Source organism: Gilvimarinus japonicus (assembly GCF_042847215.1).
GTDB lineage: Bacteria > Pseudomonadota > Gammaproteobacteria > Pseudomonadales > Cellvibrionaceae > Gilvimarinus > Gilvimarinus japonicus.
In genome coordinates this window covers 990,467-1,011,643 of the sequence record NZ_AP031500.1, presented here as the reverse complement: position 1 = coordinate 1,011,643, position 21,177 = coordinate 990,467, and the positions used below count along the sequence as shown (strand labels likewise).

At 49.6% G+C, this 21,177-nt stretch carries 14 protein-coding genes; 2 read left to right on the top strand and 12 right to left on the bottom strand.

Annotated features, from left to right (window positions below):
• Positions 1-27: 27 nt before the first annotated feature.
• The 10 genes from ACGHAD_RS04300 to ACGHAD_RS04255 form a co-directional block, all read right to left on the bottom strand.
• A complete protein-coding gene (locus tag ACGHAD_RS04300) occupies positions 28-1,566 on the bottom strand; it encodes an RICIN domain-containing protein (RefSeq protein ID WP_382413586.1) in 1,539 nt (512 codons plus the stop codon).
• Between the two features lie 106 nt (positions 1,567-1,672).
• The gene (gene galK / locus ACGHAD_RS04295; protein ID WP_382413588.1) at positions 1,673-2,818 is read right to left on the bottom strand and encodes a galactokinase; all 1,146 of its coding nucleotides are present in this window, start codon (positions 2,816-2,818) and stop codon (positions 1,673-1,675) included.
• 17 nt (positions 2,819-2,835) lie between these two features.
• On the bottom strand, positions 2,836-3,894 hold the full coding sequence (locus ACGHAD_RS04290) for a UDP-glucose--hexose-1-phosphate uridylyltransferase (RefSeq protein WP_382413590.1): 1,059 nt from the start codon (positions 3,892-3,894) through the stop codon (positions 2,836-2,838).
• A 21-nt stretch (positions 3,895-3,915) separates the two neighbouring features.
• Positions 3,916-5,472 carry a sodium/sugar symporter gene (locus ACGHAD_RS04285; protein ID WP_339616535.1) on the bottom strand — a complete coding sequence of 519 codons (1,557 nt, stop codon included), beginning with the start codon at positions 5,470-5,472 and terminating at the stop codon, positions 3,916-3,918.
• 48 nt (positions 5,473-5,520) lie between these two features.
• A complete protein-coding gene (galE, locus tag ACGHAD_RS04280) occupies positions 5,521-6,573 on the bottom strand; it encodes a UDP-glucose 4-epimerase GalE (RefSeq protein WP_382413592.1) in 1,053 nt (350 codons plus the stop codon).
• 175 nt (positions 6,574-6,748) lie between these two features.
• Entirely contained in the window at positions 6,749-7,867 is a 1,119-nt protein-coding gene (locus ACGHAD_RS04275; RefSeq protein WP_382413594.1) for a cellulase family glycosylhydrolase, read from the bottom strand.
• A gap of 33 nt (positions 7,868-7,900) precedes the next feature.
• On the bottom strand, positions 7,901-9,055 hold the full coding sequence (locus ACGHAD_RS04270; protein WP_382413596.1) for an aldose epimerase family protein: 1,155 nt from the start codon (positions 9,053-9,055) through the stop codon (positions 7,901-7,903).
• Positions 9,056-9,133: 78 nt separating this feature from the next.
• Complete coding sequence (locus ACGHAD_RS04265) at positions 9,134-10,579, bottom strand: glycoside hydrolase family 43 protein (protein ID WP_382413598.1); 1,446 nt, start codon at positions 10,577-10,579, stop codon at positions 9,134-9,136.
• 181 nt (positions 10,580-10,760) lie between these two features.
• A complete protein-coding gene (locus tag ACGHAD_RS04260) occupies positions 10,761-12,422 on the bottom strand; it encodes a hypothetical protein (RefSeq protein ID WP_382413600.1) in 1,662 nt (553 codons plus the stop codon).
• 119 nt (positions 12,423-12,541) lie between these two features.
• On the bottom strand, positions 12,542-15,229 hold the full coding sequence (locus ACGHAD_RS04255; protein WP_382413602.1) for a TonB-dependent receptor: 2,688 nt from the start codon (positions 15,227-15,229) through the stop codon (positions 12,542-12,544).
• Positions 15,230-15,612: 383 nt separating this feature from the next.
• On the opposite strand from ACGHAD_RS04255, the gene ACGHAD_RS04250 reads away from it, so the two are divergent.
• Positions 15,613-16,653, top strand: a complete 1,041-nt coding sequence (locus ACGHAD_RS04250) for a hypothetical protein (RefSeq protein ID WP_382413604.1) — start codon at positions 15,613-15,615, stop codon at positions 16,651-16,653.
• A gap of 54 nt (positions 16,654-16,707) precedes the next feature.
• On the opposite strand, the gene ACGHAD_RS04245 is transcribed toward ACGHAD_RS04250, so the two are convergent.
• Entirely contained in the window at positions 16,708-18,294 is a 1,587-nt protein-coding gene (locus ACGHAD_RS04245) for a chitinase (protein ID WP_382413606.1), read from the bottom strand.
• Between the two features lie 396 nt (positions 18,295-18,690).
• The gene (locus ACGHAD_RS04240) at positions 18,691-19,719 is read right to left on the bottom strand and encodes a diguanylate cyclase (protein WP_382413608.1); all 1,029 of its coding nucleotides are present in this window, start codon (positions 19,717-19,719) and stop codon (positions 18,691-18,693) included.
• A gap of 207 nt (positions 19,720-19,926) precedes the next feature.
• Between ACGHAD_RS04240 and ACGHAD_RS04235 the strand changes: the two genes are divergently transcribed.
• Positions 19,927-21,177, top strand: coding sequence for a multidrug effflux MFS transporter (locus ACGHAD_RS04235; protein ID WP_382413610.1), 1,251 nt, complete (start codon positions 19,927-19,929; stop codon positions 21,175-21,177).

Sequence of the window (21,177 nt, the reverse complement as noted above, 5' to 3'; positions counted from 1 at the left end):
GCTTTTTATTTCTAATGCCAACTTTCTTTACAGAGGCTCAATAGACCATTGCTGACAATCGCCACCTAACCACTCCCATTGCTGCACATTTTGTCCATCGGCATCAGAGCAAGCGTCAACATCGAGTACTCGACCACTGTTTTGGTTAACAAGCCGATAATAACCACTGCCCGTGGGCTCAATAAGCCAGCGCTGACAGCTCACACCATTTACTGGCCACTGCTGGACATTGCCACCATTAGTAGTAGAGCAGGCGTCAACATCTAAGGCCTTACCACTGCGCTGGGAAATAACCTCATAAAAGCCACCGCCGACGTGATTCAGGTTCCAACGCTGGCAATCAGCACCATTCCAGGGCCACTGCTGGACATTGGCATTATCAGCAGTCGAACAAGCGTCGACATCCAGCACCTTACCACTATGTTTAGCCACTAAACGATAAGTGCCATCTGCCACTGGCGCGTTAAAATCACCAGATGCTGCATACATACGGCAATCTCGGTTTGCCAACTGAACAACCTGGTTTGCTCCGTTACTGGCGACAAACTGACTGCTGTAATTTGAACACGGACTGTTGCCATCGCTAGGGGTAAAAAGCGGCGCAATTCGCTCAGCCCATAGCCCATTACCGTTAGTGCTATTAACCATATATACTTGACCGTTGCGAGCCACCTCATTGCCACCGCTATCGCGCAACGCCTGACCGGCAACCAACAACTCACCATTGGCGGTGCCGTTATCAATCCAAGTGACGGTAGGGGCATGAGAGAAGTGATGGCCAGACACAGATTCAATACGAGTACCTATATTGTCAGGCGCGCCCCAGCTCACCGCATTACTAGAGGTGCGGTAAAAGGTGTCACAATTGTAAGTCGACCCGCAGATCTCATACACCATAATATAATCACCATTCGGGACACGGGTTACCGTAGGCATACCCGGTCGCTGGATCGAATCACTAACGGCGATATCGATAACTTCACTGCCCCAACTAGCACCCCCATCGTTGGAAACTTTATGAGCAATTAATTGATTATAGCCTGAGCTTTTATGTTCTTCGGTTGCGTAATACATCACCAACCGACCTTGCGGATCGATTGCAAACTCTGCCTCCCACAGTCCTGTCACACCGGTTACTGGAGAAGAAAAATAGCTCCAGCTTTGCCCTTGATCGGTACTTTGGTATATTTTCAGAGCGCGGCTCGCTGGAGGAGCACCGTTATGAGCTGACACAACCCAAAACAGTGTGCCAGCGGCAACATTACCTAGCTGCTGTGGAACTTCGTACAACTCAGAGCAACAAGTATTGGCATACTGGGTTTCATTAATCGTTGCAATTTGTGACCAACTATCGCCATCGTTATTACTTTGATAGATATGCCCAGATCCTATGACGTCAAAGCTGGCAATCAATCGACCGTTGGCCGCGCCATTTGCCTGTAACCGAATTAACCGAGGGTAGAATGAATCAACATCCTCTAACAAGATTTCCTGAGCATTAGCGCCCGCCGACAAACTGAATGCCGTCAGCAATACAATTAAAGCGGCTCTAAATGAGATTTTCATACAAGTCTCCTAATTCCATTATTGTTATAACGCTTGCAGTATCGCCCACATGATGAGCCATACCGATTGGAGTAAAGCACTCCAAACTAGGCAGATGAAGACGGTGTTAGCTCACCTGGCGAGCACCTTGACTGGCGTTGCAAATATGAATTTCTGCATACTTTGCAAAAGCACTATAATAAGCAGAATTTACAGTACGACTAATAATTTCGACTTTTCCATTTGGGACTAAAGCTACCACGCAGCCCCCAAAGCCGCCGCCCGTCATGCGCACGCCGCCATTGTTATCTAGCATCTGCTCGACGGTTGCCACCAAAAAGTCGATCTCCGGCACAGTTATTTCAAAGTCATCACGCATGGATACATGGGACGCCGCCATTAGCCCATGCAAGCTCGACAAATCATTGTCAGCCAAAGCCTTTGCCGCATTGACCGTGCGCTCGTTTTCGGTAATCACGTGCCGAGCACGCCGATAAGCCGCATCGTCCAGCGCGTCTTTGTGGGCCCCGAGCATGGCCAAGTCGGCCTCGCGCAAACTTGCGACTGACATGATTCTCGCCGCCCGCTCGCAGTCTTCGCGGCGATCATTGTATTCACTGCCCACTAATTGCCGCTCCACCTTCGAATCGATAATCATCAAACTCAAGTCCGCCGGCATGGAAACAGATCGATACGACAAATCGCGACAATCGAGCAGCAGCGCATTGCTCGCCTCGCCCGCCGCCGATGCGAGCTGATCCATAATGCCGCAGTTACAGCCGGCAAACTCACTCTCGGCGTGCTGGCAAATACGCGCGATCTCGCGCTTGTCCAGCCCCAGCTGGTTTAGTTCACTGCACGCGGTGGCAAACGCAACCGACAAAGATGCCGATGAGCTAAGGCCTGCGCCTCGGGGAACATTACCCAACACGTAAATATTCATGCCTTTAATAAAGGCATGCTCACGCGCGAAATGCGCACACACGCCGCGTAAGTAATCTGACCAAGACTGCACAGCATCGCGCGCGATACTGGTGGTTAAGTCCCACTCACTTACAGCGTCATCAAAGTTACCGGCAACCACTTTAACGGCGGTATCTTCTCGTGGGCTAAGGGCCAAATAAGTGCCGTAGCCAATAGCGCAAGGCAAGACAAACCCGTCATTGTAATCGGTGTGCTCGCCAATCAAATTCACCCGGCCGGGGGCAAAAAACAAAGCGGTAGGAGGCGCACCAAAAACGCGTTCGAACCCATTTTTTACATCTGTTTGCATTAACGCTACCAATCCCCCTACTCGCTCAGAAAATGTGTCGTCGAACACGCACGCAAGCGCTCGGCCGCCTGTTCGGGGGTGATATCCCGCTGCGCCTCAGCCAACATTTCATACCCCACCATAAACTTCTTAACACTAGCGCTGCGCAACAGCGGCGGAAAAAAGCTGGCATGCAATTGCCAGTGAGATTGGTCCTGGTTATTAAACGCGCGGCCGCGCCACCCCATCGAGTAGGGAAAACTACACTGAAACAAATTGTCGTAGCGGGTTAAAAAGCGCTTTAATATCTGTGCTAACGACGCTTTCTGTTCGACGTTGAGCTGATCTAAATGAGTCACCGGCATACGCGGCAACAACAATGTCTCAAAGGGCCAGCAAGCCCAGAAAGGCACGACAACCACCCAGTGATCGTTTTGCTCCACGACCCGTTCACCCAGAGCGATCTCTTTCTCGGCGTAATCCAGTAATAAATTGCGTTCGTGCTCGTGTTGATAACGCGCGAGGTTAGCGTCTATTTTAGCCGCCTCTGTGGGCAGTTGATCTTGCGCCCAAACTTGGCCGTGCGGGTGTGGGTTAGAGCATCCCATTACCGCGCCTTTATTCTCAAAGATTTGTACCCACTCGTACTGCGCGCCCAGCTCTAACAGTTGCGTTACCCAAGTATCAATCACACCCACCAAGGCCGCTTCACTCAACTGCGGTAAACTTTTACTGTGATCGGGAGAAAAACAAATCACTCGCGCTGCGCCCTGAACCGACCGAGCCACCAATAACGAGTCATCTGGCACATCCAGCTCGACCGCGTTATCTTGCAGTGCCGGAAAATCGTTATCGAACACAAAAGTGCCCTGATACGCGGGGTTAATATCCCCCGTAATACGTTTATTACCAGCGCAGAGATAACAGCTGGCATCATAGCTTGGCGGCACATCCGTGGCGGGCGCTTCTTGCTGCCCCTGCCACGGCCGCTTGGCCCGATGGGGCGATACCAGAACCCACTCGTCCAGCAGCGGGTTCCAGCGGCGATGACTCTGATCATCGAGCGCCGCTTTATTGGATTGATTTGTTTCCGTCACGTTGTTTACCTCAAAAACCGATTACCACCAAGCCGCGTACAGCGCGGTTAAAATAACGACAATACAAGCCGTCGCAATGTTAAAGCCGGTACTGGTGGAGAAGTCCATATGCCCCAACTCAATGGCTTTTTCACTGTTTTGTTTAGAGCGAACCGCCAGCCCCAGCGCCATACAGATAATAAAGATCAAGCCAACGCGATCCATAAACGGCAACTCGGGCCAAAACAGTCGCGCCAAAATAGACAGCACCACGGACGATATCGCCGCCAACAAAGCCGAGTTTGCGTTAGCACGCTTCACAAAAAAGCCCAAAATAAAGATAGCGACGATGCCGGGCGTAAAGAAGCCGGTAAATTCTTGAATGTATTGGAAGGCCTGATCCAGCTTACCCAGTAGCGGTTCGGCAATAATCATTGCAAGCACCATCGCGGTAACCGCGGCCACACGCCCAATCATTACCAATTTTTTCTCGGACGTTTCGCCGCGGCTTAACTGGCGGTAAATATCCATGGTAAAAATCGTCGACACACTATTTGCCATCGAGCTAAGCGATGAGGCTACGGCGGCGACCAAGGCGGCAAATGTCAGCCCCATTAAACCGGCGGGCACCAACTTCATCATCTCGGGGTAAGCCATATCGGGGCGCTCCAGGTTGGGAGCCAACACCAACGCGGCAATACCAGGCAACACCACCAAAACTGGCATCAAGAGTTTTAAGAAAGCGGCAAACGCCATACCTTTTTGCGCCTCACGTAGGCTTTTAGCCGCCAAGGTGCGCTGAGTGATGTATTGGTTAAACCCCCAGTAGGACAAGTTCATAATCCACATGCCGCCAATCAACACCGAGATACCGGGAAGGCTGATGTAATCTTCATGCTCGGGCGAGAGAATTAAATCGAAACTTTCGGGTGTTTTTTCAAGCAGCGTCTGAAAACCACTTACCACGCCCTGGCCACCAGAAACCTCCACCAAAGCCAGGTAGCTGACCAACAAGCCGCCAAAAACCAGCAATACAACTTGCACAATATCCGTTAACGCCACCGCTTTTAAGCCGCCGTACAGCGAGTACGCCATAGAAAACACCGCTAAAAACAGCATGCCGTACATCATGTCGACACCGACGATGGTTTTGATGGCCAGCGCGCCTAAGTACAACACCGCCGTTAAGTTAACGAAGGTGTACACCGCCAACCAAAAAAACGCCATCACCAGCTGCACGCGTTTATCAAAGCGCTGTTCTAAAAATTGCGGCATGGTGTAGATTTTTTTCTCAAGCAGTATCGGTAAAAACCACTTGCCGATTACAATCAAGGTAATGGCCGCCATCCACTCATACGAGGCGATGGCCAAACCAATGGCATAGCCCGAACCGGACATACCAATAATCTGCTCGGCCGAGATATTAGCCGCCACCAACGACGAACCTACCGCCCACCAAGGCAGTGAATTACTCGCCAAGAAGTAATCCGAGCTGTTCTTGTCATGGCCGGCTTTCTCCCGCGAGACCCACCAAGCGAGCACGAGAAGGAATAGACAATAGGCGACAAACACGCCGATATCGATACTGCTAATATTCATGGGATCAACCTTTTAGTATTTACCGTTATTGTTATAACAAGCGTGCCCTTAAGCGTTGGGGTAACCCTCAGGGTTATTGCTTTGCCAGTGCCAGGTATCACGCATCATCTCATCCAGCCCAAAGCGCGCCCGCCAACCCAGCGCCTGCTCGGCGTGTTCAGGGTTGGCATAACAGACGGCGATGTCGCCGGTTCGGCGTGGGGCCAAGGTATACTCGATGGTTTTGCCACAGGCTTGCTCAAATGCAGCGATAACTTGCAACACCGAGTAACCGATACCTGTACCCAGATTATACGCCCGACAACCGGGCGCCAAGCCTAACAAAGTGTTAAGTGCCGCCACGTGGCCACCGGCGAGGTCCACCACATGGATATAATCGCGCACACCGGTGCCATCAAGCGTGTCGTAATCGTGGCCAAATACACTCACGGCCTCGCGCTTACCAATAGCCACTTGCGCCACATAGGGCACTAAATTGTTGGGAATGCCGGATGGATCTTCCCCTATCAAGCCGCTGGCGTGAGCCCCGATCGGGTTAAAGTAACGCAGCAAGCTAAGATTCCAACGGGCCTCGGGGGCCGCAGCAGCATCTTCTAGCATTTGCTCGACCATCAACTTGCTGCGCCCGTATGGGTTAGTAGCCTGACGGGGAAACGACTCGTCGATCGGTACTGTTTGTGGGTCGCCATAGACTGTCGCCGACGAGCTGAAAATCAAATTCCACACCTCGTGCTCGGCCATCACCTCGCATAAGGTCAAAGTCCCCGCAACGTTATCGCGGTAGTAGGTTAGCGGAATCTGGGTGGACTCGCCCACGGCTTTTAAGCCGGCAAAATGCATCACCGCCTGAATTGCCTCGGCGACAAACACCTCGCTCAAAGCTGCGCGATCATTAATGTCTAAGCGATAACAGCTGGGGCGATAACCAGAAATAGTCGCAATACGATCCAGTACCGCAGGCTTACTATTGCAAAAATTATCCACGATAACCGGCCGGTAGCCCGCCGCAATTAACTCAACACACACATGGCTACCAATATAACCCGCGCCCCCGGTAACTAGGACGTTAAGCTCTGACTTGACTATTGGACCTTGCGACATAACAACCCTCAACTCCGTCTCTAAAACCACAAGATATACTATATATCATATAAAATATTTTATCGAAAAAAAAAGCACTCAATTACAAAATTACCAACGAATGTAACATCTAGTCTGGTTGGCTAGCTCCACCATAATGCGTAGAGGGAGCCGCAACCAGAAAAACTAATGCGCACTAAAACGACTCGTTATCAGCTGTCAACTTTTTATAGGTCTCAATCTCACTTGTCTTATAAGGTGTACCATCTCGATGGAGCAGGTCGTGAAACCATACTGCAGGCTCAGCGCTTCCCTCCTCAGAGCCCCAAGGGAAAATAGTGTTGCTACGACCATTTACCAAGCCCCAATTAATCGCACCGACATTCTCCTTTTTTAACAGCGGTAAATGTGTCTCAACTATCGAATTGTTAGTCCTGGCCATCCACTCCGTACATATGACTGGACGCCCTAGGGCTTGCATCTCATGAATATTTTTCTCCATCAAATCAACTTCATGGTATTGGTGGAAGGTAATGATATCTGAGTGAGCTTTTTGGTATGCATTTAGCTGCTCAAAGCCGGCAGACCAATTCCAGATACCTGCGGTAACCGGCTGACTAGGGCTAGCTGATCGAACCCAAGCAAACGCCTTTTTTAGCAGCGGCAAAGACTTTTCTTCCAAGCCGTTATTGCCAGGCTCGTTGTAAACATCCCAATAAAGTACGCGACTGTCATCAGCAAAGTGCGATACAACGGTAGTTACATACTGCTCTAAACGGTTCCAGTTTTCTGACTTGCTTTTTTCCGCCAAAACAGGACTTTGAACCCAACCAGAATTATGCACGCCAGACTTGGGCTCGGGTTGAGGGCCGATATTGGCGGTAGGGTTCCAACAGTCGTCAAAAAACACAAAATTAGGCTTAATACCATGACTACTAGCGATTTCCAGAAAATGATCCATACGCGCTAAAAACCCATTGGGATCGGCCTCCCACGCCATGTCATGGAGATAAACGCGAACAGTGTTAACACCAAAATCGGATGCCCACCCAAGCTCTCGATCTATCGTTTTCGGGTCGAAAGTTGCTTCTTGCCACATTTCTAGCTGATTGATAGCGGTACTGGGCAAAAAGTTTACACCAACCAGCCAGGGCTGCTTCGCATACCATTCATTTGCTTTCTCACGACTCCAGCGCTGCGGCGACGTGTCCGATACTGAAGCGGAGTCTTTAGGGGTTACTGAATGACTGGAACATGCTGACAACATCACAACAAACGACAATACAAAACTCGCCTTTAACCATCGTAAATTCATACTAACCTCTTTAACTTAATTACGAATAAAGAACTAATCTGAAGTCGAAAACTTATAGATCGTTCTAGATTTAAATGTCTCGCCAGCTTTTAAGCTGGTACGGGGAAAGTGCGGTTGATTCGGAGAATCAGGGAAGTGCTGTGTCTCCAGGGCTACAGCGCCGCGATACTGATAAGCGATACCACCTTTTCCCTCTACAATACCGTCTAAAAAATTACCGGAGTAAAATTGTAGACCTGGCTGATCGGTCACAACTTCCATAGTCCGGCCCGACTCAGGATCTTTTAGAATTGCGGCAGTGTGCAGATCACCCGGAAATTCGGAAGAACGTAGCACCCAGTTGTGATCGTAGCCACCACCAAAACTAAGCTGCTCATGACTCTTGTTTATATCTCGACCAATAGATTTAGACGTATTAAAATCAAATGGCGTACCACTGACCGACAGTATTTCTCCTGTGGGAATTAACGACTTGGTGACTGGCGTATAAAAATCAGCGTTAATTTTTAGCGTATGACCAAGTATTGAACCATCGCCTTGCCCGGCCAAATTAAAGTAGCTATGTTGAGAAATATTGACCACAGTATCGTCAGAAGCCGATGCTAAGTAGTCAATAATCAACTGATTGTCCGCGGTAAAAACATAGGTCACACTGACATATAACTCGCCTGGGTAACCCTCATCTTGATCGGAGCTAATAGTGGAGAATCTGACACCTGGACCATCCTCGGTATCAACCACCGAACCATTCCACAACAATTTATCAAAACCAACATTACCACCATGTAAATGATTGGGCTCATTATTGATTGCCAGCTTGTACTGTTTGCCATTTAAAGAAAACTGCCCCTTATCAATACGGTTCGCGTAGCGGCCCACCACTGCACCAAAATAAGGGCTATCCGTCAAATATGGGGTGGGCTCATCAAAGCCGAGCACAACATCTTCAAGGTGCCCTTGATTATCAGGAACCTCTAGACTAACAATCACAGCACCAAGGTTGGTCAACTCAAGTTTCGAGCCGTCAGGTCCCTTCACTACATACATCTGAGCTTTTCGGCCATCAGGCAAAGCGCCAAAGTTTTTAACGGATACTTCCATCATATCCTCGTTAACATCGGCAGCCCATACGCCCGAGGTCGATAGCGCAGTGGCAACCGCCAAGGTTGCAAATGATTTTTTAGTCATGTTGATTCTCACTCATCGTTGTTATATTCGCAGTCTAAAAACTAAACAGCTCCGCCAACACCTTGTGTTGGCGAGTCATTAGTAAGGCATAGGCTGAGGAGACACGGTAGGCCCCCATGCCTCTAAGATATCTGGGCCATTTTCTTGCGGAACAAATTGCATCCGATCTATGGCCATTTGCCGTGGCTCAGTCGTCACCAAGTCGTTGTGCTGATGGTAAACAATAAACAGCTCATCGCCACTGGGAGACTCAACTAGGCTATGATGAGCGGTACCGTGAGCATAGCTGGTAGACTTCATAATCGGATTGTTTTCGTATTTTTTCCAAGGCCCTAAAGGATGACTTGCGGTTGCATAACCTACTGAGTAGTGTGGACTCTCAAAGTGGCTGCCCGAGTACGTTAAATAATATACGCCTTTATGTTTAATGATCTCAGCCCCCTCTGCCACATTTGCCATATGAGTCTCCCAAGGTTCTACTGGGCTAATCATTTTTTTCATGGTTTCAGGCTTAACACTCGTCATATCGTCGGCCAGCTCCGCGCCCCAAATATGGTTGCCATTATCAAACCCTACGTAGTAAAAATAACGTTTACCATCATCATCTTCGAATACATAGGCATCAATTTTGATAGACTCGGGAACCATGGGCTCTTGAACCTTCTGTTTAAAGGGTCCCATAGGCGAGTCAGCCTGTGCCACAGCGATGCGCTCATCGACGGCGTAGTAGAGGTAGAACATACCATCACGTTCAACAATATCCGGAGCCCAAAAGCGCGATTCGCCCCATGAGTCTTCATTTTTAAGCACAAAGCCCTGATCTTTCCAATTAACCATATCCTTGGATTTATACAAACGAATACCATTTACCATGGTAGGGAAGTCTGGTGTGTAGGTACAGTACGCGTAATACTCACCCTCATGCTTCAAGAGTCCGGGATCTGCGCAACCTGACCGAACAGGATTTTTATAAGTCATTGCGGGCAAGGATTTTTCATATGGTTCGACGGTAACGCCTCTAAACTCTGCATCACCACTGACAACTCGTAACACCAACTCCCCGCCAGTATATGTATCATCCACGGCGTCATACTTGGGAAATTGGTTATCGGCAACGGGGTTATCATTAACGTAAAAAACGAAGTTATCGCGGCTTACTTCTAGGCGAATGGGCACCCACTGACCCGGCTGAATGCTAACTTTTCGGCGTGCCATTTCACTGGAGTCTTCCATTAAAAACACCGAGTGATCAGCTCCGCGTAATCCCGTATAGTAACCCCTAAAATCACCATCAGAACGATTATTCACACGAAACGCTACGCCAGCTACCGCGCTTTTCCCCACAAGTTTTATTTCCGCCTGCACGACATATGAATCATAACCCCCTGTGTTTAACGCCTTCCATTTATCGCCAATACCACTTAAGTTGATACTAGACGCCCCGCCGGCACTCGACGCAGAGGTCTCGCCGTCACAGCCCATTAGGCCCGTAAAAGCCAACAGTAAAAAAAAATATCTTTTCATTATCATCTCTTTTATCTCCCATTTATTCACTTAACGGCGATGCAACACAAGGTCGCTACCTGTTCTAAGCGCAAAGCTGCGGCATTATGGCAAACTAAGTCGCGCAATAATCTGACCGCTCATTAATCGCCACCTTCGGTCAAAATATGATTCCACCTAGTTTCGCTACCATACAAACGCCTCACTGATCTGTTGTCACTGTTATCGTGAAATTCGTCGCTGTTTTCACTCTAGGGGCTTCAACACTCACTGCAGTAAAGGTTCCTTCGTAAGTCTTAGATACACTCATCGTAGGTGAGTTTTCTGATGCGCCACTGGCACCACCACCGCATCCGCTAACAGCTAGCAATGCAAGCACCATTGTAACCACTAATATCGCACTTTTGCGTGCACGCACAGCCCACAACAAAAACCAAGGTGCACACAGTACACCGGCAACAGCCATCGGCTCGTCCAAAATAGAAGCAGAAACCACTTTCTGATCAACAACTTTCATACTGACCACTACGTCTCGACCGGGCAGAACAGTTACCTGAGAATCGGACAGCTGCACCGTCCCCTTAAACTCAGGGACATCTGCAGTTAACAAGTAATCGCCTCCATAATCGTTACTTACATGCAAGCGAACATCGGTAGATTTCGTACTGCCTGAGCTCAGTTCAACGCCATCTATACTCGCTCGTACGCCACCCAAAGGTTCGGCATTAAACCACGTAAGACAACGACCATCCTCTGAAAAATCAGACGCCAGCTGCAACAGTTTCTTTCCACCCTTTAACACCAACAAAGGCGATGAGTAGTTTTGGCAAAAATCGACGTCTGTCCCCGCTGGAAGTTCTGTATGAACAGGAGAGTCATAAGCCAACCAAGGGCCTGCAGGATCGCCCGAGTGACTGATAAATACAGTCGCCCCGTTGTCAGGCTGTACCACGCCCTCTCTGACGAGCGTACGTCCCTGAAGTACAAGCTGATCGTTACCGTTTGCAGAAGACGATATCGTCATAGTCGGAGTAGCCCAAAAAGTAATCCCATCTTCCGTTATAACAGGTTCGCCTAAATAGTTCGGATCACTCCAATCTAACGCATCACTCGACTCGCGCAGATAAGTAGCGCAGCTTAGCGCCCCACAAACCTCATAGCTCATCGCGTATCCACCACCAGATAAAGCAACCACATTAGGCATTCCCGGGCGATCACTCGAGTTATTACTCGCGACCACATCGATAGGCGAACTCCAGTTAACGCCATCGCTCGTTTTGGTGTAACGTAAAACTTGAGAGTGATTAAGCGGTGTTTCATCCGCATAAAAGCATACCAGCTCGCCAGTTGCAGCGATGGCAAACTCCGGCTCCCAGATACCCCCTTCGTTGACAGGCTTATCCGCATCGACACAGTTACTTAAGTAGTTCCAAGTAAGCCCTTGATCCGTACTGTGATACACCTTTATCTGCATCGGCGAAGCCGACTCCTGCTGCCCCACCGAACCAGCCCACAATAGCGTCCCGGCCTCTAAACTATTAATAGAGCTTGGAAGTTCGTACAAGCCGCCGCAACACAATCCAGCCTGAAAATCTTCATCGCGGATCTCACTTAGCAACTCAAAGCTTTCGCCCTGGTCACGACTGACAAAAATATCTGCATGGCCCACACCTCCAGTGAAACTAACCACGCTGGCGATAATGTTGCCATTTTCATCTTCTTGCTCACTATGACTAAGCTGCAGAACGCGAGGGTATAAAGACTCATCCCCACTCAACAACTGCGACTGGCCTGCGTACGACCATGCACTACACATAAATAATACCGTTAACAACATAACAACGGGCAGCTTTATCGAAAACATTTATTCAACCTCGTTAGCTTTGATAAAAAAATGGCTTCGCAAGTAAAACTTAACGAAGCCCAAAGCGATTGCCCCAAATAACAAGCCAACTACATGCTAAGGCTTTTAAAATCAAAACCTTAAAAGTTTGCTCGAACACTTGCCCCGTAGAAAGTATCATCCAGACGAATATCATGAGGGAAGGACTCGGTGTCAAAATAGCTGTAGTATTTACCGCCATTAACGTTAATCCCGTCAAAACTCACAGTAACATTCTCTGTTACATCGTAGCCGATAGAAAAGTCTAGTCGCCCATTCGCTTTAACAGTGTTAAATTTTGCGCCGTCACCCGGCGTAACCAGTCCACCGCCAAAATAACCATCGTCATACTCTGAGCGCCAGTTGTATACGACCCGCGCAGTAACACCATATTTTTCATATAATAGACCAACGTTATAGCTGTGCTTTGACACACCAAGCAACGGTTCGCCTTCTAGAGGGTCGCCCTCCGTATCAATAGACGAATCAGCCAGCGTATAGTTAGCGGTCACGCCGAGTCCGTCCCAGCCCTCCGGAAGAAAATCCAAAAACCATTGGGAGCTAAGCTCAACCCCCTGAAGGCTTGACTGCCCCAAGTTACGCGGCTTAGAGATGTTGTACTCAATGCCATCAATTACTTCGACGTCGGTACCTACGGCGACACGATCCTCAATGGTACGATAGTAAAGCGCTGCAGAAATATAAGATGAGTTATCAAAGTAGTATTCTACCGTCGCGTCATAAGCATCTGAAGTTTGTGGCTTAAGGTCTGGGTTGCCACCAGCACCACCGGGGCGAACATTAGCGTTCAAAGGAACATCGTAAGTAAGCCCAGGATTCAAATCACCAAAAAACGGCTGGGCAATAGTTTTAGCGTATGTAAGGCGCATCTGCAGCTCTTCGGTTAATTGTAGGCGCGCAGATGCGTTAGGCAAAAAGTGACCGTCTGAAGTATCGCGCGTCACTGGAGTTAGCTCTCCATTAACTCGACCAGTACCACTTAAGCTACGAGAGGTATGACTGTAACGGCCACCGATCAAACCGTCCAGCAACATCCCGCTTGCCAAGTCGACCTCATATTTGGCCTGCAAATAGACTGAAGAATTTTTCTCACTGGCCTGATAATTCTTCGACGGATCCCAGTCAGGGTCGCCTAAGTCTGCACCATACAACTCGCGTAATTGATCCGTATTATCCCGTAGAAAATCTGCACTTGGCGTATACCATTTAGCACCATCATTGATTACAGAAATAGTACCAGGTGTTTTCACCAAGAAATCGTCTGGTAAATCCGACTCACTGATTAAAGTAACGCGATTGCCACCGGGGGCTCCAGGCCCACCAGAGGGAGTCGCAAAAAACTGGGCATCACGATCGGAGTACCGAGTACCAAACTGCAGCTCACGAATAAAACCGTTAGAAAGCTTAAAAGCACCGTCAACACTAATAGCATTGGCTTCAGATTCAGAGCGGTTATAGTCCTGAACCAGACCATTGGCAAAACGGAAATCCACCTTATCACCCAAAGGGTTTCCCGGCATCATCGTAGTACCATGACTGCCGTCATTCACAAGGATGCTGACCGAATCAATCTGCTTGCCAATATCAACGATGGTGCTTCTGTTGCCGTTTTCCGACTCCACACGCGATAAATCCACTGCGAGATCAAGCTTGTCTGTGGTGTATTTAACCCCACCGCCATATACATACTGATCTGTCTCAGAGCTTTTTGCTTGCGTAGAAGATAGCCCGGGAACATTGTTAAACGTGGCAGATTGCCCCAACCGCAACTCTTGCATTGTGGTTGAGCTCGCATCGTAAAAACCTGCGCCATTCACCGGAGCGGTAAAGCTGTCGCCCGTCATCGCTAAATCGGTAATGCTTTGCGCCGCAAAAATATCTGAGAATACAAAATAAGTACCAAACTTGGTCTCGTAGCCCGCGTAGAGCGCATCAGCATACACCTCAAGATTTTCACTTGGGCGCCACTGATAGTAAACATTAGCTTGTGGGCGCTGATAATCTCCGGTGTCGCTTAAACCACCCACACACGTTGGCAACACTGCACCTGCACCGCCCTCGGGGCCGTTAGTGCCCGAGCGAGGATCACAATTAAACGAAGTGCCTCGACTAAAGTCTTGGTCCGAGTAAGACACATCAACCAAAAGGCCCATTTCGCCCACGCTGGTATCAAAACGGTTGGAGACTAAAATACCACCGGTTAAGTTGGTTTTATCAACCTCTTCACCTTGTCGTGCACGAACGTTGGTAGCAACAGTCCAGCCTTCATCAAAACCAAATGGCTTCACACGTTTTAAGTTGATCACGCCGGCGATGCCACCCTCCACCAACTCGGCCGAGTTGGACTTATACACATCGACACCAGATAAAGTTTCAGCAGGCAAATCTTGAAACGAAAAACCTCGCCCAACACCAGTAAAGATCTTGCGGCCATCCAAAGTTGTGACAATGTCGCCAATACCACGAATAAGGGGGCTGCCAATTTCATTATTAAAGCCGTTCACAACTTGGATACCAGGCACACGCTGCAAAGCCGCAGCAACCGTATCATCAGGAAACTTACCAATATCATCGGCGACAATCGCATCGACGACATTGTCTGAGCTTCGCTTAATATCTTGCGCTTTCTCCAAGCTGCTGCGAATCCCTACTACAACAACTTCTTCGAGCATTTCATTATTACTTGCGGGCGCATCTTGAGCGGATGTAGTCCCACTGATAATGGCGGCAATCGCCGAGGCCAAAAGTGCTTTTCTGCGGGTGTTCATTGGTATCTCCTCATTCGTAGCTATGTATTTATTGTTTTGTCTATCCACAACATCAAATATTGGGCGGCGCCAGGATCGTTACTGCTATCGTTATCTTAATGCAGTCGACCTCAGCAGCACATCTGCACTTCTTAGCTTTTAAAATTTGCACAATGCCGACGCCCTAAATCTGCATTTAAAGTTATAGAGATAGTATCGACGTTTTATAAGATAAATCGGATTATATGGATTTGCAAGGTTAAGTTTAACAAAAATGCCCAAGATTACCCGACGAAACTCTTAACTCATTGAAATAAAAGACTTTTTAAAATCTCTTTAAAACGAAATAAATATAATATATATTATATATTATATTCTTAAGATAAAAACAAAGGAGCCAAACAATGACTAAATACACTCAAACTAAATTAATGTTACTGCTTATCACCCTGTGCTTTACTTCCGGTGCCTACTCACAGCAACCTTCTCCGCCCGGGCAACCTTCGAATGGAGAAAAAGCGATCCATGAAGCTTATCTGTTTGCCCACATGACGCACGCCGATTACGGGAGCCTCTATTACTCCGTCAGTAAAGACGGCCTGCACTGGCAATCATTAAATAAAGGGAAGCCGGTTTTCGGCGAATATCATGGCCATCCACACATTGTTAAAGGGCACGACGGTCGTTACTACCTTGTTGGGAACGAGAGTGACGCCTCGCCTGACATTAATTTCTGGGTGTCCGATAACCTAATTGATTGGCAGCGCTACAGCCAATACACACCCAAATTGCCGTCCACCCCCGATTACGCCGATGCATTACAACGTATAGGTGCGCCAAAATTATTTTTTGATAAAGACTCAAAAAGCTATGTGCTAACTTGGCATACTCCCCATAAGGAAGGCACAGAGAAAGACCCAGAACGATACTGGGCAAGCCAGCGAACCCTATACGTGACCTCTAATGACCTAAAAGAGTTTACTAAGCCGCCGCAAAAATTATTGCCATGGGATATGGGCGTTATTGACACCTTTTTATATAAAGCTGAAGGAAAGTACTGGGCCGTACTTAAAGACGAAACATATCCGACTCTCGACTGGGTGACGGGAAAAACCATTCGACTCGCCAGTTCGGACTCACTACTTGGCCCTTACAAAAACCTTTCCGCGCCCATTAGCCCTAACTTTCGCGAGGCACCAACATTAATTCCCTCTCCTAACGGGCAAGCTTGGTATCTGTATTATGAACAATACCCGGGTGTCTCTTATGGATTATCAGTCGCCGACTCCCTTAATGGTCCTTGGTACCAGGTTTCCGGATACACTTTTTTTTCAGACTGGGATAAATATTCACTACCGGAGAAAGTACGCCACGGAATGATGATGCCGATAAGCGGTGACGAATACGATCATTTGGTAAAATCCTTTGGCGTTGCTACACCATAAAAAGAAGGGCGCCAATTGGCGCCCTTCTCATACTTACCAGCTACTTACTTAGCATTACGGCAAATTATCCACCTTATCGCCAATGGGGCCCGAGAAGATGTAACCATCGTAAATATCCCAGTTAATCGACCAAGTCATGACCCCGCTAAAGTCAGGGTAAATACCACCGGCGTCAATCGAGCCACACTGGGTGCCGCGGGTAATACAATCGAGCGCGTCCATAATCGCTTGATTGGTCGCTTGGCCAGAGCCTGCAGACGCTGGGCCGGAAGGTAAACCGAGCGATACCTGCTGCGGATCGAGCCCTTCAAAGTAGAAGTTGCCCGCCGTTTGGAAGCCCTCTATCAGCATACGAGCCGAGGCGACCATCATATCCACCGAGCCGGCTGGATACGACTGGTTCGAGTAGGGTGTTTGCAGACCGCCGTTGTTGTAGAGCTGCACATGCAGTAAATCGAGCAGATCGCGGGTCTGATCGATAATCGGCAGATACGCCCCCCAGATACCACTGTAAGCGGTTTGGCCACCCTGAACGTATGGGTGCTCTGGTGCCATGGTTAACGCCATACCTCCTACGTTGGTATCAATCGCGCGAATGGCGCCCGGCAAACGCGCTTGAATTTGCGTGCCATGTAACAGCTGCGAGCCACTCTCAAGGTCGATATCAATACCGTCAAACCCCCACTCGTTGATCAGCCCAGTCAGGCTGCTGACAAAGTTGGCTTCATCGGTGTCGGTATTAAGCGTAATAGTGCCTTCGGCACCGCCCAACGACAGCACAAAGATTTTGCCCTGCGCTTGCATCGCCGCCATCTCTTGCTTGAACTGGGCGGGATCTAAACCTGCGCAGCTTGAGCCCGAGCCGTCAAATAAATTGAAGTGCACGGTACCGTTACTGGCCGGATCGTTATCGGCAAAAGCAATATCAATCACGTCCCACGCATCGGGAATTTGTGACAGCGGAATCGGACAGCCGGCGGGGTTTTGGAAGTTGTGCCAGTAACCCACCAACGCGTGATCGGGGAAACTACCGGTGTAGCCACCGCCAGGATTTGAACTGGACGAGCTGCTGGAGCTACTACTGGAACTTGTCGACGAGCTGCTTGATGAGCCGTCATCACAGCTTTGCACCAGCGACCAAGCGTCCTGCCAGTGGGCGCCTACTCCTGGTTCATAAGCCCAGGCCGCATTTGATGAACACCAGCCAGCCACATCGCAGCGGTACTCACTGTCAACGTTGTCAACCAAATCTCCTACACGGTAAGTGGTACCGGCCACGTACTGCGCTGAGCCACAGCTGCCGTTGGGCACGGATGAAGAGCTAGACGAAACTGACGAGGAGCTACTGCTTGAAAGCGAGCTGGACGATACGCTGGAAGACGAGCTGCTGGATGAGCTAGCATCGCCGCACACTCCCAGTAAAGTCCACTGCTGGTAAGGTGCCGAATGCTGCGCTGGCACGTCCCCGCGAGTCCACCAGTTCGCGTTGTAAGCACTGCCGGCGTCTTGCACCTGCATGCCATTGGTGTAGGCGGTACTGCTATCCCACGCATTTAAATTACTGCATTCGTAGGCCTGCGCGGTGGCAGCTAACGAGCTGGCGCACAACACGGCGGTACTAAGGAGCGTTTTCTGAAGCATGGTCAATCCCTCTTTTATTGTTAGCCGCAGCTCAGGCTCGAGGGATTACTGTGCTACCCCATGCGCGCCTGCACCGCATTTAATGCACTCCACCTTTCGATGAAGGCTACCGCGGCAAAATGTTTTGACGGTAAATGTATCACTGGGGGTCCTCCCCGATTGACGCGCGTCATGCGCAAAACGGAACAACTGACACGGCAATACTGCCCCGGCAGAGCAATAGTGCTCTCGCTGGCAAACCCACCGAGGACAACGTTGTCAGAAGCACTAGAGATATCACGGCTGTGGCACTTAAACAACGGGATCAACAAAAAGTGTGACGTCGTTCCGCGTTTGATTTCGAACTGGACTATCAAAGAGCCCCACAAGAAACGTAACGAAATAATGCATCAAGCCCTATGGGCTAGTGGGCGCTTCGAGAACGACTTGATCTCGTCCCTGGGCCTTGGCCCGATACAGACCGGCGTCGGCGCGCCGAATCAGTGCTTGATTAGACTCCCCCGGCTGATATTCCGCCACGCCAAAGCTTAATGTGACGCCGCCGCACAGCGGCTTAATTGCGCTCGATTCAGCAACCCGCTGGCGCAGGTTATCCATTAACAGCAATGCCCTTTGGGCCTCGGTACCACTCAGCGCAATTAACAACTCTTCGCCGCCCCAGCGCGCCAATAAATCGGTACTGCGCAGTCGCGCCTTTAGGGTGAGGGCAATGCACTGCAACACTTGGTCGCCAATATCGTGCCCATAAACATCATTGATTCGCTTAAAATGATCGACATCAAGTAACGCCACACAATAATGGCTGTGCTCACGATCGGCGTGAGCTTTAAGTTGCTCCATATGCTCGGTCATGTAACGGCGATTAAATAAACCGGTTAATGGGTCGTGGGTGGCCAAGGCAATCAGTTGCCGCTGTTGATATTCATTCACCACACGTACACTGATGATGCAAAGCATCAAGGCAACCCCGCAAAACAGCACATTGCCAAGGTACACCCAATGTTGATACCCCCCAAGGCCATAGCGATTGCTGATTTCAACCAAGGTTAACTCCAACGCTGCAAACACGGCGATACACACGGTACCCAGCACACCCGCATAACGCACGCTGACACTGGGATTTGCCACCACTAAACACGCCGCGGGCCAGAGGTAAAACTGAAAGCCCAGCCCCACCCCCAACACCAGAGTCGCCACCACACTGTGCGCAATAAGCTCGGCAAACATCACATAGGCCGCCAACGCGTAGCGGCCGCGACGCAACCAATACCCGGCACCTAACCACAGCGCCACACTGCCAATATTGACCCACACCAACACATCAACCCGCAAGGCGATAAACAACCCGAGCAAAACAGTGTGTAGCACCAGCCCTACAACTACAGCCACTAACAACACTACGTGTTTGCGGCTGAGGGGGTTCATAATTGTGGCGGTTGTCGTACGGATCGCAGTGGACCACCAATTGGCGAGCGGCATAAACCTTTATCCCACATCAGAAACCTGTCACCTAAGCTTAACGGCTATACTCAACTTCGCCACCGTATTTGGGACCATTAACGCTATTGTTCCCCACTATTAACGCGGGTGCGTTACACTTACAAAATCCCGCAACTGACTCGCTCGCGCTGTATGAACAATCAAAACTCAATGCAAACAACGGCATTGCCACGCTATTTTTTACTGTACCTCGGCGCACTGGTTGCGCTGGGCCCGGTAGCGATGGACGCCTACCTGCCGGCATTACCGTCGATGGCCGACGCGCTCAATGTTCCTATTGCTACGCTCAACGCGTCAATCAGTACTTTTTTGGTGGGTTTTGCCTTAGGCCAGCTAATGGGCGGGCCAATCTCTGACCAAGTGGGCCGCAAAACGGTATGCGTTGTCGGAACTGGTTTGTTTGTCATCGCCAGTAGCGCTATCGCGTTATCAGACTCGGCAAGCGTCATTAATTTGTGGCGATTACTGCAAGCATTTGGCGGCGGTTTTGCCACTATTACTGCCATGGCACAAGTGCGCGACTCCTACCCCGCCGAAGAGATTGGCCGGCGTTTTGCCACGGTAATGATGGTGATGATGATCGCCCCGGTGGTGGCACCACTGATCGGCACTGGGCTATTACAGTTTGGCTGGCGCAGTATCTTTATATTTCAGGTGCTGTACGCCGTGACTATGCTCGCCATTATGTTACGTATGATTCCCGAGACGCTAACCGAGCCACGTCAGCGCTTATCTCTTGGGCGCATTGTCTCGCAGTACAGCGCCATTTTATTACACCGGCATCAGGGCCGGTTGCTCGCTCTGCGCTTTGCTTTGTGTATCGGCTCCGCCGCTGGTGTATTGCTTATTTTTGTCACTCACTCGTCGTTTATGTACATGACGTATTTTGGCGTGAGCGAGACGACCTTTTCTATTTTATTTGGTTTAAATGCGATCGGTTTAATTGCCGCAAACTCGCTAAGCGCCAGATTACTGAGCGTCATGAACCCGATGCGGCTATTCTGCATCAGTGTCATTATTCAAGCCGTTCTGGTGGTAGTAATGGCGCTACTGACGTGGAGCAACACCTTAACCTTAGGGCTGGCGGTGCCGCTGGTTATTTTAAGCGTTGGTTGCGTCGGCATCAGCAACCCGGCGGGAATGACTCGCTTTATGGCGATGTTCCCGCCCCATCGCGGCGGCAGTGCGGCGGCGATACAGACAGTAGCAATGTTCGCACTGGGCTCTGGAATGGGCGCGTTGGGAAGCGTGTTTTACGATGGGACCTTAAAGCCTGTACTGGCGGTTATGTTAATCTCGGTGGCGATCAGTATGGCGCTGCTGCTAACGTTGCGTCCTTTACATCAGAGTGAGGCATCAGCACTGGAACACCAAGAGAAATAA

Coding starts and splice junctions, on each gene's coding strand:
- ACGHAD_RS04300 (WP_382413586.1), bottom strand. CDS start 1,566: ATGAAAATCTCATTTAGAGCCGCTTTAATTGTATTGCTGACGGCATTC.
- galK (WP_382413588.1), bottom strand. CDS start 2,818: ATGCAAACAGATGTAAAAAATGGGTTCGAACGCGTTTTTGGTGCGCCT.
- ACGHAD_RS04285 (WP_339616535.1), bottom strand. CDS start 5,472: ATGAATATTAGCAGTATCGATATCGGCGTGTTTGTCGCCTATTGTCTA.
- galE (WP_382413592.1), bottom strand. CDS start 6,573: ATGTCGCAAGGTCCAATAGTCAAGTCAGAGCTTAACGTCCTAGTTACC.
- ACGHAD_RS04275 (WP_382413594.1), bottom strand. CDS start 7,867: ATGAATTTACGATGGTTAAAGGCGAGTTTTGTATTGTCGTTTGTTGTG.
- ACGHAD_RS04270 (WP_382413596.1), bottom strand. CDS start 9,055: ATGACTAAAAAATCATTTGCAACCTTGGCGGTTGCCACTGCGCTATCG.
- ACGHAD_RS04265 (WP_382413598.1), bottom strand. CDS start 10,579: ATGAAAAGATATTTTTTTTTACTGTTGGCTTTTACGGGCCTAATGGGC.
- ACGHAD_RS04260 (WP_382413600.1), bottom strand. CDS start 12,422: ATGTTTTCGATAAAGCTGCCCGTTGTTATGTTGTTAACGGTATTATTT.
- ACGHAD_RS04255 (WP_382413602.1), bottom strand. CDS start 15,229: ATGAACACCCGCAGAAAAGCACTTTTGGCCTCGGCGATTGCCGCCATT.
- ACGHAD_RS04250 (WP_382413604.1), top strand. CDS start 15,613: ATGACTAAATACACTCAAACTAAATTAATGTTACTGCTTATCACCCTG.
- ACGHAD_RS04245 (WP_382413606.1), bottom strand. CDS start 18,294: ATGCTTCAGAAAACGCTCCTTAGTACCGCCGTGTTGTGCGCCAGCTCG.
- ACGHAD_RS04240 (WP_382413608.1), bottom strand. CDS start 19,719: ATGAACCCCCTCAGCCGCAAACACGTAGTGTTGTTAGTGGCTGTAGTT.
- ACGHAD_RS04235 (WP_382413610.1), top strand. CDS start 19,927: ATGAACAATCAAAACTCAATGCAAACAACGGCATTGCCACGCTATTTT.